We start from the raw sequence: 12,954 nt of genomic DNA, 5'->3' as shown, positions 1-12,954 counted from the left end.
GATGGTGTCATGGAGTTGCTTCGCGTTGTCTGTCGACAATATCGCTGGCCGTTTACAGCGGTTATTCTGCTCAGCCTGCTCAGTGCTGCACTTGGTATAGGGCTGATTGCGTTTATCAATCGTAAGCTTATCGTCGCCCTGGACAGTTCTGTGCATGTTTTGCCGCAATTTCTCTGCCTGCTGCTCCTGCTGATGGCCCTAACCCTGGCCTCGCAGCTGTCACTGACTCTGCTTGGCCACCATTTTGTGTATCGTCTGCGTGGTGAGTTTATTAAACGTATTCTTGATACGCAGGTGGAAAGAATTGAGCAAATTGGCAGTCCACAACTGCTGGCTACACTCACCAGTGATGTGCGGAGTATCACTCTTGCTTTTGTCCGTCTGCCGGAACTGCTGCAGGGTATTATTCTGGCGATGGGCTCCACTGCTTATCTGGCGTGGCTCTCGCCAGAGATGCTGCTGGCTACCGTTGTCTGGCTGTCCGTTACCCTTGTTGGCGGCTGGTTGCTGGTATCGAAAGTGTATTGCCACATGGCAAGGTTACGTGACGTTGAAGACCAGCTCTACTGCGACTACGAGACCATTCTTGAAGGACGAAAAGAGCTGGCGTTAAACCGCCAGCGTGCGCAGCTGATTTATGAGCAGGTTTACCAGAAAGATGCCCGCGAATTCCGTCACCATATTGTCAGAGCAGACACCTTTCATCTGAGTGCCGTCAACTGGTCAAATATTATGATGTTAGGTGCCATTGGGCTGGTGTTCTTTATGGCCAACAGCCTTGGATGGGCTGATACCGCCGTTGCAGCAACCTATTCACTGACATTGCTGTTTCTGCGCACGCCGCTTCTTTCAGCCGTAGGGGCCTTACCAACGTTACTCAATGCACGTGTTGCATTCGATAAACTCAATGCCTGGCAACTGGAGCCTTACCGACCAGGTTTTGCACCGCCTGTTACCCTGAAAAACTGGCAGACGCTGGAGTTGCGTGATCTGGTCTTTCATTATGGCGATGGCGGCTTTTGCGTTGGGCCTGTCAATCTGATGCTGCGGCGCGGAGAGCTTGTGTTTCTGATTGGTGGCAATGGCAGTGGAAAATCCACGCTGGCGATGCTGTTAACTGGCCTGTATCGGCCGGTATCAGGACAGATCCTGCTGGATGGTGAGCAGGTGAATACTACCGATCCGCAGGGCTATCGTGCGTTATTCTCCGCGGTGTTCACCGATGTGCACCTGTTTGACCGCCTGATTAATCACCGTGGGCAACCCGCCGACCCGGAAAAAGTCCGCCAGTGGCTGGTTCGCCTGAAAATGCAGGACAAACTCAGGTTGCAAGGCAATCAGGTTCTGGATTTGAAATTATCCAAAGGCCAGAGCAAGCGGCTGGCACTGCTGCTGGCCATGGCGGAGGAACGTGATATTTTACTGCTGGATGAATGGGCAGCCGATCAGGATCCACATTTTCGGCGCATTTTTTACCGTGAACTGTTGCCGTGGCTGATAAGCATGGGCAAAACGGTGTTTGCCATCAGTCATGACGATCACTATTTTCTGCATGCCGATCGTCTGCTGGAGATGCGTGAAGGTAAGCTCTGCGAACTCACCGGGCAGGAGCGGGAGCGGGCAACCCTTGATGCGGTGGAGCACACGGATCTTATCCAGTAAGATCGTCAGGATACGTTCAGCCTTAAGGAAAACGGCAGTCACGCTACGCTGCCATCATTCGCCAGGTGTTGTGCTGCGGACATGTCGAATGCGTTCAGTGGCGTAACAATCCAGCTCAGCACCCGATCTTCCTGAATCAGGACGTGGCCAGTAAAAAGCCGCCCGGCAGGAAAATCAGCCGGGAAATGCCGGACCAGCCGCAGACAAACGCGACTGGCATCAGCGTTGCTTGCAACAATCTCGGCGTCCTTAAAATCCATAAACTGACGAATACGTGGGAACAGCGCCTTGTAAAGGCTCTCTTTCAGGGAGAAGGCGACGGTCAGTGCCACGGCATCGGCTAATCCGCTTTGCTGCAGGACGTTTTTTTCATCCGTGCTGATGATCATCTTCTGCAACTCATGTGCTCTGGCCTGCGGTATTACCCATTCACAGTCAACGCCTAATAACTTAGCGCAGGATGACTGCCCCACTATCAGACCGATCCAGCTATCGGTATGGGAGAGGGAGCCGACTATGCCCGGCGGCCAAATCGGTGCCCTGTTGGCATCGTTATGCAGAATAAAGCCATCAATTCCTGTCAGACTGAGTGCGTGACGCACGCAGACGCGGCTTGCCAGATACTCGGCTCGACGCTTTGTGACGGCCCGATTAAGATGAACGGGGAGAGGAATAGCAAGCTCGCTGAACAGGTGGTCAGAAAAAGAGGACAAATGGTAGTTGGCTAACATTAACATTACATCAGGATGTCCGGCAGGGGACAGAATAGCCATATCGCTAATAAAGTGATGACCGGGCTCACAGGCCAAAGATGTTGACGCGTCGAACCGGGGTAACAGATCGTCCGATATTTTTTGATGATACACCGCTTTTAACCCTGCGTAGCCTGCCAGATGGGGATTTAAACAGGTTTAGCTGTTGGTGGCAAAGATAAAAATACGGCACGGTTATTCATTTGGCGGGATCAAAAAGCCCTTAAGGGAAATGATAAAGTGGCTATTTTTTTTGGCGATCTTTGCACCCCGGTCACACCAGTAGCTGGCGATACGGAAAAAGTCATCGTGGTCAATATCACAGGCCAGTTCAACGTGACGGATGCCACTGTGCAGCATCTCTTCTGCATCTTTGCAATTTGTTGCCGTAATGGTTTTCATTTTGCCAGGCCGCCAGTGTGAATGAGGAGTGAGGAACTCAGTAGCAGCTTGTAATGTAGCGTGTTTATGTTTCGTTTTTATTACATGACATCAGCTGTGAGGAATAAAAGGTTGTCTGTATCATTCACAAAACATCCCAGCTGCCGGGATGCATTGTTTTCGTCATAACGGTATAAGCAAGCAATGACGGTTCCGAAATAATAAAATGCTATAAAAATTGACGCTGACACAGAGCGTCACCACCATAGCAACGCTCGACCGTCTTCTCACAGAAAATTAAAACAACGCTCTGAGGCAATGAGATTTATTTTCAGGGCATAAAAATAAGTTCCGTTCAGTTACGCCTGGTGATCCACACTGTCCCTTTATCCGTGGAGCGTCACAGTAATAATCAGACCTCGGTTAACCGTGGTGGTGAATATAATGTGAGTGACGTGCAAAAAGTAAGGGTGGACAGGGTTGTGCTCAGGTGAAATTCCGCTGAATCTGAATCTGAATCTGAATCTGAATCTGAATCTGAATCTGAATCTGAATCTGAATCTGAATCTGAATCTGAATCTGAATCTGAATCCGGCACGGCTGTCGCCGCTACCGGTAGGGAGTGCGGGCTTTCACGTTGGCATTTCGCTGACAGCGCTAATAATGAAATGCCAGTAACAGAATAATCCAGGCTGAGGAGTGTAACAGCGAACATCATCCGGTGAAAAATCAGAACATTATGATGCACTACAGCAGAATCCTTTCTGCTGACAGTCAGGTCGCAGGTTCACGGATAAATTCCACGCTCCTTGCGCGCAGTCAAAATTCTTTCGCAGCCAACGGCATAGGCCGCGGTACGAAGTGTGACATCCAGTGTTTTCGCTTTCTGCCATACCGCGTCAAAGGCCTGGGACATAATCACATCCAGACGTGAATTGATTTCGTCTTCGCCCCAAAAATAACTGGAGAAATCCTGTACCCATTCGAAGTAACTTACCGTAACACCACCGGCATTGCACAACACATCGGGGACGATAGTGATGCCGCGCTGATGCAAAACATCATCTGCTTCAGGTAGCGTGGGGCCATTAGCGCCTTCGAGGATCAATTTACAGCTGAGCTGACGCGCGCGCGCTGCCGTGATTTGTCCCTCCAGAGCCGCGGGGATCAGGATATCGAACGCCTGCAACCAGAAATCCTCTTCACAGATAACACCAGCCCCTGGAAAACCTGCAATTGCACCGTGTTTTTGCTGCCAGCTTTGCAGGGCGGCGATATCGATTCCCTGATCGTTCCACAGGGTCGCACTGTGGTCCTGTACCGCGACAACATGCGCTCCCGACTGTTGAAACAGACTGGCCGCCACGCTTCCCACATTACCAAAACCCTGCACCGCGACGCGGCTTTGTGCAATGGGCAGGCCAATGTTTTGTGCCGCTGCCCGGCCAGTGACAAATACGCCGCGCCCCGTAGCCGTGACGCGGCCCAATGAACCGCCGAGGTGAACAGGTTTACCCGTCACAACACCGGTGCTGGTCGCCCCGGCGTTCATCGACCATGTATCCATAATCCATGCCATCACCTGCGCATTGGTGCCAACGTCCGGTGCGGGAATATCACGCTGTGGACCGATGATATTGCCAATCTCACTGGTATAGCGGCGCGTCAGGCGTTCCAGTTCCTTGATGGAGAGTTCACGCGGATCGACGCGAATACCGCCTTTTGCACCGCCAAACGGCAGGTTGATTACCGCACACTTCACCGTCATCCACGCGGACAGGGCCATAACCTCTTCCAGATTGACGTCCGGGTGATAGCGCAATCCGCCTTTACCCGGACCGCGAGACAGGTTGTGCTGTACGCGAAAACCTTCAAAATGGCGCACGCTGCCATCATCCATTTCGAGTGGGATATCGACAATAAAGGCGCGCTTGGGATGACGTAAGGTATCGGCCCAGCGCGAGAGATCGCCCAGATAGGGCATTACGCGGTCGACCTGGGCAAGGTAGGTCGCCCATGGGGAATGTTGATCTTCAGAAACGTAAGAGAGTGATTTGCTCATTTATTCATTTTCCGTATGCAGATCATGTTTAACAGTATGTTGTTGAGTGGCATGAATGATGAAATAAACAGACCGCCTTTATATCTCATCACGGTAGATAAAAAGAAGGACATGACAGGGAGAGTATATAAAATATGCCGCCCCCGGTACGGTTTTCTCTGAGAAAATAATAAAATGCCAGCCACGGGGTCAGGCCTCATTGCCAGTTATGCAATACAGCCAGAGGGATATATAATCCCGTCACAATGCGCCCCAGACCAGGCTGCTAATCCCACGCATACCAGAACCGGGGTTGCTGTCCGATACGCTGCTCGTGCGCGGTCTTCATCAGCTCATAGCCCCAGTTGATGCCAAACACCGACATACCGCAGGCGATGGAAATCACGCGATCGTTTTTATTTATGCGGCCTTCTTTTTCGCCATTGACGATATCACCAGGACTTGTGGATTCCGTCAGCGCAGGCAGTTTACCGACATCAATCAGGCGGTAGAATGGGCTGCCAATAACGCTGCTGTAGTAGGTTTCTTTATCGCCGGAGCCAATCGCATCTGCAGTGCGGTGTGGTTATAGATAATTTTGGCACTGGTGAGAAATGACTCTTCGGTATTGACCGGACCAGAAACCAGAATGGTGGCACCTTCTTTGATCCATTCATCTTTCAATGCAGTGGTTTCAGACGTGAAGCCGCCACTGTTATCACATCAGCACCACGGATACCAAATTTTGCCTCATTCACCCCAATCGCTGGCACGTTATAGGTTTCGCTTACTCAACTGGCAAATTCATCGGCTTTCTCCTGAAAGAGGTCGAAGCAGACGACTTTTGCCACCGATTTCAGCTGTGTCATGATCGCGACATAGCAGGCTTTATTGACAGGACCTCCGCAAATCACTGTGTCGGGATCGACGACTCAGGAAAAATTATTGCAGTATCGGATAACGGAGCACTGTTCTTTCCTCTTCACATGAATGTCTGGGAAATTCTCAGGACAGAAGCCCCTGAGAATCTTCTGTCAGATGGATACAGTGCGGTCATTATCGATGGTATCTATTCTGTCGATTATAAAAGAATTGCAGAATTAAAGTGCGATGGTCTTATGTCTGATGCCCGCAATAAGATTTCGGAATGGCGTACAGAATTGGAGTTGGACGTCATCAGTGACGAAGACAAAACAAGACTGACTGCATGGATGAAATACATTAAAGAGCTTAAGGCACTGGATTTTACAGACATGGTGGATGAAAAATGTTACTCGCTGATTGAATGGCCGATAATACCTTCAGATTTGTAGGTGGGTAAAGGAATCAAGCGTTGTGATTATCAGTTGTCAGTCGTAATTATTTTCTTCATATCTTTGGTTGTCATCATCACGAAATATGAAAAAGAAAATGACTGATAAAACAACTCCCGTTGCAAGTATGGTGTAAATCAGAATCATAGATTTTTTCCTTTATATCAATCGTCCGTTTATTGGTGGTGTTGATATTAAATACAATTTACAGCCATTTGAACCATTATAAAAGAAGGGATAAACGATCAATTCTGAGATATTGATCGTCTGAAACGATCAACTTATTCTGTAACAGTAATGATATTGGTAAGTTAAGAAGATAATAATAATTATAAAGAGGTTTCGTTGTCGAAATTAATTGATATTGCAAGTTCTCAAACAGGTGTCAGTGAGAAACCACGTGGAAGCAATTCTGGCCCGGAAGTTATGAGATACCTGAAAACAGTTGGCATTAATTTTCCGGCCGCATGGTGTGCAGCCTTCGTTGTGTGGTGTCATCCTGAAGCAGGTATTACGGGCATTTCGCGAACCGGCGGCGTTCTCGATATGTGGAACAGGAGTAAGGAATATCGTGTCACTTCTCCACAACCGGGTGACGTTATGATTATCGATTTTGGGAAAGGGGTAGGGCATACGGGAATCGTTCTGTCTGTTGATGGTGATGTAATCAAAACCATTGAGGGCAACACGAATGAATCAGGTGGCAGGGAAGGTTACGCCGTGTTCAGCAAGACCCGTAGTGCTTCCTGGTGTAAAGGATTCCTGCGGTTTAACTGATGTTAAATTGAATTGATCGATAATAACGATCAATTACCCTTAATCGATCGATGGTAACCGTTACACATGTACAGGTATTTACCATAGATTTGTCTTTACTTCACAGGAGGTGACTATGGGATGGCTGTTGCTGATTATTACAGTCAGTTGGATTTCTCTGGGGTTGGTTGTCAATCGCAGGCGAAAGAGTAAAGATCAACAGGAACCATATCAGGAATGCCCATACGAATAAGCCCTGACGGCATTCTCTCTCAATGGACAACATGAATAAATATCTAATCATTACAGCAACCATTGTGGTTGCTGCTCTTTTATGGTCTGCTCACCACTTTCAGCAAAAAGCATCCCAGCTTGAGGCAAATCTTGTTGCAGCCAACAGGGCAATAAAGGAAAGCGGTGCAACCATAGTTGCCCTTCGTAACCGAAGTATTGAGCTTTCTGCCATCGACTGGCTGCATACCAATGAACTGAGAAGAAAGAATGAAGAAATTGATACTATGCGTGGCAGGCTGGTCACTGGTCACAGGATGTACGCCAAAGGTAAGTGTCCAGCCACAACCCACAATGAGCGACAATCCTCCGGCAGCATGGGCAATGATGCCACCATCGAACTCTCTGATTCTGTTGCAGGAAACGTTTCCGATATTGCCAAAGGCATTGCCAGCGACCAGCAAAAACTGATGTATCTGCAGGACTACATTCGTGCCCATACAGCCACATCAGCGTTACAGAATGCTCAGGATTCGAATCAGTAAAGCCACCGACCCGCTTTAGCAGATTCTATCAGCATACCGATGGTGAAGTCTGGCACCTGTAATGGTGTATATTTATGAAACGGATTCCATGAGAATGGTGGCTCCTGATAATAGATTTTTATATCAAACTGACCTCTTTCTACATTGAATGTTTCAAAAAACTTATCCATTAAGTCTTCCGCTTCGAATTCATCAACATCCAAATCGAAATCAATGTCTGTATCAGGTGTAAGTTGTACCTTTTTCAGGTTGAACAGATAAGTACCGGCATAGGGCCGGACCAGTTCGTAAACTCTTTCTTCAATGTTGTTTACCATAATCTGTCACTACCTCGTGCTATCATATTGTAGTCACGAATTGTTCGGTAAGTGATTTCTGTAATATCAGCGGCAAGGATAATGATACCCAACAGGGGAACAGACCTGCCAACAAAAGGTGCAATATTGCGAACCATTACCTTTCTGGCTGTCCACGGTGTATATCCTCCAAGCCATGTGGGTAATGATATTCCGAATGGAAACTTAGCTTTCCTGAAGACCTTTCTTGCTGCGACTGAAGCATGAGATGTTCCTTTAGTTGCATCTGCAAGTTTCCCTCTGGTGGGAAGATTACTTCTGCCTGAAACAATGGCTGCAACAGCCGCAAAATCAGCTACCCCCAGACCAAATTGCTCCACCGTCTTCTCACAAAAAATCATAAAGAACAGTTCAGAAGCGGTCAGATTTGTTTTCAGCGCATAAAAATAAGTTCCATTCAGTTGTTCAGTGGTATCCATACCATTCCTTTATTTGTAGAGTGTCAGAACATTAATTATACAATTATCGTAACGGAGGTGAACAAATATCAGTGATTTATTTGAGTGACAAAAATGTGGCACGATTACCGCAGCCACTGGTAACGCACACCGCGAGCGTAGCGAGTAACCGTCATGGGTGTCAAAATGCAAATCTGTGAGCCGCTACGGCCTTTTCGGTGATAAATGATGTATTCGTATGGCAGGAAGAAGAGGGCGCTCAGAATGGCTCTGGCTGAAGGCATAAATGATGGCACGTGCCATTTTGTGGTTAAAATATGAACAGGTGTTTTTGCGAGAGTAATATCAATAAGTTATTGATAATTGGGGAAAAATTTGGTCGGCACGAGAGGATTCAAATTATAAAGTTAATTATCTGTTTTTGTTAATTTTTGTATGACATGATTTAATTTTGTAGTCCCAAACATAGTCCCAAAAAGAAAAGTCATCCGGGTTTCAGCCATTTGAAGGACACTTCGAAGCAAATAGCTTTGGTGATTCATTGTAACCCTACTGACAGCTACCACGTTGCCGGGAAGTGCAATCCCGTATCTGCAATCTTCCTTAGCTACGAAGAAGGTTTATTTCCAGCGCAAATGCGGTATCGCGCGCGTACAGATGCAGAGAAAACCTTTCAGGCATACAGCTGGTGAATGCAATCACCAGATTCAATCGTTTTAAACGTCAGGAAATAACAGCGGGTAAAGCTGAATTAAGAAATCTATTCACTCTGCTGCACAAGTCTTACGACCATCCACCACTGGATGAAGACTGGCGGGGAGAAGCCGCCCTTCGCGATGGTTTTCCTGCCCGGATGCACTGCTTTAAGAGCTTCTCTAACATTTCATCAGAAATGCGCGGATACTTGCTCCTGATTTTTTCCTTCTGGATCTTGTCTATGATGCTTCTCACCTGTCTGTCTCCCTGAAGTTAAATTATTTGCTTGCGCTTGTATTGCATGGGGTGTTTTCAAAATACAGCATACGGGCACGATAAAAACCTCATGCTGTGCATGAGTCAGTTATTTTGCGCTCACGTAGCGATACGGGTAAACCTCACTCTACCCTCCCGGTCCTGCTGCGGTTCACGTGCGCGTAGTGATGCCTGGAAAACCTTCAGCGCTCATCCATTGCGCTCACACGAAAGCCTCGCGGCTCGTTCTTTTAAGAAAACGCGCGCGAGTGGCTAACCCCGTTTTATGGCCGGGGATGATCCCAGCTATCACTACCAAAAAAGCAGAATTGTTACACCAGCAACAAATCAGTAAAACCTGCGATTGCTCTAAGCCTGTGGTGGCGTATTATTCACCATGTATCATCACATGATGTAATTTTAAATAGAAAGGGAATCAAGGATGAGTGAACGTAATGAAATAATTGATGGTTCGCAGGCAGCAAGTGCGAGAGGTGGTCTGGTATACACAGAAGTTTTGGGGTGGATTGATCTCGGCCATGCGAGAGGTGATGATATCAGGGCACTGATACAAAAAATCGACGCAGGTGAAACAATGAGTGCAGATCGCTACGATGTCACCTATGCACAGTCTATGGTGTCTCCACTCCAGATCATCCGGGTAGGAAAATTTATCAGGTGGCGTATACGAAAGGGGCGTCCACATCACGAACGTAAAAGCATCGCCCTTGCAATGATGATGACGATGGCGCGGAAATTTGAAGCATTTCAGGGGGCATTCCCTAACAATCTGGTGACTGACAGCGGATTCAGTGGAGAAGACCTTGTGTCGGATTTACTGGGCTTTTACCGCGTTGTCTCCATTCAAAATCCCTTTGAAATGCTTCGCCCAATCAGCAAAATTGAAGCGTTGAAAAGATGGGATTATTACGGGAAAATTGGTTCCTGGAAAAATGAAACTTTCCGTCCACTGTTATTTCCTGATCCGGAGCGATTCCCTAACGCCAGGCCTCGCTTAGGCCAATTGCCTAACTTCATGCAGACCGTTCAGCCCTATAAAGACTGGAAATCTGGAAATGTTGCTATCGCAACTATGGACGGTTCTTTCATACAAGACGGTAAGAGAAAGGATCTAATTGTATGAGAAGGTCACATACAATCACACTGACCATACTTGCCATCATCGCAGGCGTTTTTGTTTACTTTTTGCCGGTGATTAGAATGGAGCTGGCAGGTAGTGCTCATTACATGGAACAGGATAGTCGAGAATATGCGTTCTATACCCCGGATCTTTTGAAAAAAATCCCGAGAATATCTGATCGGTATGAGTTTGATTTTTATAACGTGGCTGGTCCAGGATCACTTATATACTCGGTTACTTTTTACAATACAAATGATACCGATAGGGTCAGTGCTTATCTGGCCTCTGAGGGCTACATTAAACAAGAATCCTGTTCAGTAGAAGGAAAATGTTGGAAAGGCAACAATCCTGCCGAAACTGTAACCGTTAGCGCGGTGCCAAAAACTAATGTGGTGATGGTGCAGATTGATAACTCGCCCCAATTTTGAGTATGTAACTTCGCTTAACTGCTGGCCTTTCTGTATGCGCCATATTTGCGCCACTGAAGGCCGATTCTGTATGGTCGCGGGGATAATTCGTTTTCTAACGCAGCCGGAAAAGCGAACAACTTTGCCAAAATAAGCCCCTTATCAATATGCGTTGCCTGGCGGAAAAAAGTTTCTTATTTTCGATGCGTAAAAATCTGACGAGGTGGGCAGGCCGGGGAACGTTGAGCTGTAAAAATCCGATCTCCCCATCCCCAGGAAAAAACTTTTCATTTCGCGATTCAACACGGAAACCGGGACGGGCGGTCCACAGGTAGTGTGCTGCTGAAGTTTTTCTCCACCCCGGCCCGCAGGCGTTCAGCAGACACCACAGCATGAGATTTCCAGAGCTATCATAATTTCCCCCTGTTCCGCCCTGCTGTCAGGGGAATTAATTTCCTGCGCTTTCGTCAGACTGGCCCCTCGTATTATGACCTGTCAGCAACACGAATTTTCTCCGTGCTCTGGCTGGCATAGTGAATCCCGGCACACTGGCGGCACACCAGCGCATTGTCATTTACATAGAGGGCCGTGCGCCGCGTCTGGCAGGAGGGGCAAACGTACCACCAGCAAACGCCGCCGAAATGTGGGCCAGTTGTCGCCAGTCCGATCTCTGCGCTTTCGCCATTCGGTAGGTTTACCACCAGCTGCATATTTTCCATTCGTCGCAACGTCATATCGCTCACGGGCTGTAAATCGTCTCCCGTAGTACTGGTGCTTATTTCCGCCAGTGTGGCGCGGCCCAGTTGCTGAGCGTCGTCTGTGTAGGTTCTGGTGCGCTTCCTGCCTGCTTTACTGGACCGCTGTTTTTCAAGCCATGCCCGATAACCCTCACGCTGGCGCTTCCTTCCCGCTTTCGTTTTTGCGCCGGTGCTTTTGCCGCCGTGAAACTTACAGCGCCCGTTCAGGCTGAGTTCTCTGTTTTTACACGGCGTTCCCTTACGGGTTCTGGCACCACACGTCAGCCCACGTATATCGGGATAAGGCTCATATTCTGGCTCTTCCGGTCGGACGTAACGCACACGCTTACCCGGCAGGAACCGGGCGAAATAACTTTCTCTGTCAAAGATATTACATAAATGCATGTAGTGATTATAAGCCGCAAAGTTACGCTGACTCACCCGCCTGAACAGCGCCAGCAAACGGATTTTAGCTTTATGGTCCATCGCAAAAAAACTTAGCATTTCTATACATCTCATGGGGTAAGGGCAACGCTGCGCAATTCTTATTTTTCACCCGCAAAAAGCGGATCATTTCGGATCTCTGTATGGGGTTAAAGCAGCGCTTTACCTGAACATCAATCCCGTTGCCCTGTGCGCTGCGCAGGCCCGTAATGCAGAAATGAATTTACGAAATCATCAGGTAAAAAACTGCGCATTTTGGAGCAAAGTTGCGCAGTTTTGCCCTTTGTATCCCTTGCCGTATCTGGCTTCAGCGGGTTTTCCAAAGGGCAAAAGAACGAAAAAGGGCGAATTTGCGCAATTTGCAGCAGGTCGGGAACAGCAGGGCGGAGTTCTATCGGTGGGATTATTGCCTGGAGCCACCCGGAGGACTGACCTTCCACAACTTTTCTGAAGGCCAGTGCAAGGTTTTGAAGGTTATTTATACTTAACTGCGATGTTCTGTCAGAGTATTTTCCCCCTCATCCATTTTTTGTCTCAGAAGTTCTACCCGCTCCATCATTACCCATGTAAGACAATCCCGCGCGGTAGTGTTGGTTAGTTCGGTTATGGCAAATACAAGAGCACGGCACTGATCCAGTAATTCAGGCTCAGAGATATCCGTTGCGGTAAACATGCCATCATCAAGGAAGGTTAAGAACCCGGAAGAAGTTTTTTCGGTATCCATACCAGTAATCTCACTTTGAAGTTTAGAACCTCACCAGACCACTGCTAAATGGGGTGGTGAGGCGTAGCAGGGTTAGCAGACCGGTCAAAGCGAAACCCGGCGAGCGCGAGCGCTC

Annotated in this window: 16 protein-coding genes; 9 read left to right on the top strand and 7 right to left on the bottom strand. The window is 48.0% G+C overall.

What is annotated here, in order from left to right; translation table 11 throughout:
- The first annotated feature begins 9 nt into the window (after positions 1-9).
- The gene (locus tag EB241_RS00815; RefSeq protein ID WP_124231339.1) at positions 10-1,662 is read left to right on the top strand and encodes a multidrug ABC transporter permease/ATP-binding protein; all 1,653 of its coding nucleotides are present in this window, start codon (positions 10-12) and stop codon (positions 1,660-1,662) included.
- A gap of 38 nt (positions 1,663-1,700) precedes the next feature.
- On the opposite strand, the gene EB241_RS00810 is transcribed toward EB241_RS00815, so the two are convergent.
- Both EB241_RS00810 and EB241_RS00805 read right to left on the bottom strand, forming a co-directional pair.
- Positions 1,701-2,528, bottom strand: a complete 828-nt coding sequence (locus EB241_RS00810; protein ID WP_124231338.1) for a 4'-phosphopantetheinyl transferase family protein — start codon at positions 2,526-2,528, stop codon at positions 1,701-1,703.
- An 81-nt stretch (positions 2,529-2,609) separates the two neighbouring features.
- Complete coding sequence (locus EB241_RS00805) at positions 2,610-2,816, bottom strand: hypothetical protein (RefSeq protein WP_124231337.1); 207 nt, start codon at positions 2,814-2,816, stop codon at positions 2,610-2,612.
- A gap of 459 nt (positions 2,817-3,275) precedes the next feature.
- Between EB241_RS00805 and EB241_RS21015 the strand changes: the two genes are divergently transcribed.
- Entirely contained in the window at positions 3,276-3,473 is a 198-nt protein-coding gene (locus EB241_RS21015; RefSeq protein WP_199737283.1) for a hypothetical protein, read from the top strand.
- Between the two features lie 109 nt (positions 3,474-3,582).
- Here the strand turns inward: EB241_RS21015 and EB241_RS00795 are convergent, their stop codons facing one another.
- Positions 3,583-4,857 carry a Glu/Leu/Phe/Val family dehydrogenase gene (locus EB241_RS00795; protein ID WP_124231336.1) on the bottom strand — a complete coding sequence of 425 codons (1,275 nt, stop codon included), beginning with the start codon at positions 4,855-4,857 and terminating at the stop codon, positions 3,583-3,585.
- A 292-nt stretch (positions 4,858-5,149) separates the two neighbouring features.
- Here EB241_RS00795 and EB241_RS20780 point away from each other — a divergent pair, with 292 nt between their 5' ends.
- The 4 genes from EB241_RS20780 to EB241_RS00775 all read left to right on the top strand — a co-directional run bounded on the left by EB241_RS20780 (position 5,150) and on the right by EB241_RS00775 (position 7,681).
- Positions 5,150-5,428, top strand: coding sequence for a hypothetical protein (locus EB241_RS20780; RefSeq protein ID WP_158612360.1), 279 nt, complete (start codon positions 5,150-5,152; stop codon positions 5,426-5,428).
- A 394-nt stretch (positions 5,429-5,822) separates the two neighbouring features.
- Entirely contained in the window at positions 5,823-6,149 is a 327-nt protein-coding gene (locus tag EB241_RS00785) for a tail fiber assembly protein (protein WP_124231335.1), read from the top strand.
- Positions 6,150-6,494: 345 nt separating this feature from the next.
- Complete coding sequence (locus EB241_RS00780) at positions 6,495-6,926, top strand: CHAP domain-containing protein (RefSeq protein WP_199737282.1); 432 nt, start codon at positions 6,495-6,497, stop codon at positions 6,924-6,926.
- A gap of 263 nt (positions 6,927-7,189) precedes the next feature.
- Complete coding sequence (locus EB241_RS00775) at positions 7,190-7,681, top strand: lysis system i-spanin subunit Rz (RefSeq protein WP_158612359.1); 492 nt, start codon at positions 7,190-7,192, stop codon at positions 7,679-7,681.
- Here EB241_RS00775 and EB241_RS00770 read toward each other — a convergent pair.
- Both EB241_RS00770 and EB241_RS00765 read right to left on the bottom strand, forming a co-directional pair.
- On the bottom strand, positions 7,675-7,998 hold the full coding sequence (locus tag EB241_RS00770) for a DUF1493 family protein (RefSeq protein ID WP_124231333.1): 324 nt from the start codon (positions 7,996-7,998) through the stop codon (positions 7,675-7,677). The two genes, EB241_RS00775 and EB241_RS00770, sit on opposite strands and share 7 nt — an antisense overlap.
- Positions 7,992-8,456 carry an STM2901 family protein gene (locus EB241_RS00765; protein WP_124231332.1) on the bottom strand — a complete coding sequence of 155 codons (465 nt, stop codon included), beginning with the start codon at positions 8,454-8,456 and terminating at the stop codon, positions 7,992-7,994. Before EB241_RS00765 ends, EB241_RS00770 begins: the two co-directional genes overlap by 7 nt.
- Positions 8,457-9,123: 667 nt before the next feature.
- Here EB241_RS00765 and EB241_RS00760 point away from each other — a divergent pair.
- The 3 genes from EB241_RS00760 (at position 9,124) to EB241_RS00750 (ending at position 10,955) form a co-directional block, all read left to right on the top strand.
- A complete protein-coding gene (locus tag EB241_RS00760; RefSeq protein WP_124231331.1) occupies positions 9,124-9,402 on the top strand; it encodes a hypothetical protein in 279 nt (92 codons plus the stop codon).
- A 426-nt stretch (positions 9,403-9,828) separates the two neighbouring features.
- Positions 9,829-10,530, top strand: coding sequence for a hypothetical protein (locus tag EB241_RS00755; protein ID WP_124231330.1), 702 nt, complete (start codon positions 9,829-9,831; stop codon positions 10,528-10,530).
- On the top strand, positions 10,527-10,955 hold the full coding sequence (locus EB241_RS00750) for a hypothetical protein (protein ID WP_124231329.1): 429 nt from the start codon (positions 10,527-10,529) through the stop codon (positions 10,953-10,955). Before EB241_RS00755 ends, EB241_RS00750 begins: the two co-directional genes overlap by 4 nt.
- Before the next feature lie 464 nt (positions 10,956-11,419).
- Here EB241_RS00750 and EB241_RS00745 read toward each other — a convergent pair whose 3' ends face one another.
- Both EB241_RS00745 and EB241_RS00740 read right to left on the bottom strand, forming a co-directional pair.
- Entirely contained in the window at positions 11,420-12,175 is a 756-nt protein-coding gene (locus EB241_RS00745) for an HGGxSTG domain-containing protein (RefSeq protein WP_124231328.1), read from the bottom strand.
- Between the two features lie 424 nt (positions 12,176-12,599).
- Positions 12,600-12,839, bottom strand: a complete 240-nt coding sequence (locus EB241_RS00740; protein WP_233592505.1) for a hypothetical protein — start codon at positions 12,837-12,839, stop codon at positions 12,600-12,602.
- Positions 12,840-12,954: the final 115 nt, after the last annotated feature.

The sequence above is a fragment of the Erwinia psidii genome (assembly GCF_003846135.1).
GTDB classification, from domain to species: domain Bacteria; phylum Pseudomonadota; class Gammaproteobacteria; order Enterobacterales; family Enterobacteriaceae; genus Erwinia; species Erwinia psidii.
Note: the sequence above shows the minus strand (reverse complement) of the source record. Positions and strands in the feature narration are given on the sequence as shown.

Bases quoted from the DNA above. Each gene is read 5' to 3' on its own strand.
- EB241_RS00765 (WP_124231332.1), bottom strand. From the start codon at position 8,456: ATGGATACCACTGAACAACTGAATGGAACTTATTTTTATGCGCTGAAA.
- EB241_RS00785 (WP_124231335.1), top strand. From the start codon at position 5,823: ATGAATGTCTGGGAAATTCTCAGGACAGAAGCCCCTGAGAATCTTCTG.
- EB241_RS00745 (WP_124231328.1), bottom strand. From the start codon at position 12,175: ATGCTAAGTTTTTTTGCGATGGACCATAAAGCTAAAATCCGTTTGCTG.
- EB241_RS00750 (WP_124231329.1), top strand. From the start codon at position 10,527: ATGAGAAGGTCACATACAATCACACTGACCATACTTGCCATCATCGCA.
- EB241_RS00805 (WP_124231337.1), bottom strand. From the start codon at position 2,816: ATGAAAACCATTACGGCAACAAATTGCAAAGATGCAGAAGAGATGCTG.
- EB241_RS00815 (WP_124231339.1), top strand. From the start codon at position 10: ATGGAGTTGCTTCGCGTTGTCTGTCGACAATATCGCTGGCCGTTTACA.
- EB241_RS00775 (WP_158612359.1), top strand. From the start codon at position 7,190: ATGAATAAATATCTAATCATTACAGCAACCATTGTGGTTGCTGCTCTT.
- EB241_RS00795 (WP_124231336.1), bottom strand. From the start codon at position 4,857: ATGAGCAAATCACTCTCTTACGTTTCTGAAGATCAACATTCCCCATGG.
- EB241_RS00770 (WP_124231333.1), bottom strand. From the start codon at position 7,998: ATGGTAAACAACATTGAAGAAAGAGTTTACGAACTGGTCCGGCCCTAT.
- EB241_RS00755 (WP_124231330.1), top strand. From the start codon at position 9,829: ATGAGTGAACGTAATGAAATAATTGATGGTTCGCAGGCAGCAAGTGCG.
- EB241_RS00740 (WP_233592505.1), bottom strand. From the start codon at position 12,839: ATGGATACCGAAAAAACTTCTTCCGGGTTCTTAACCTTCCTTGATGAT.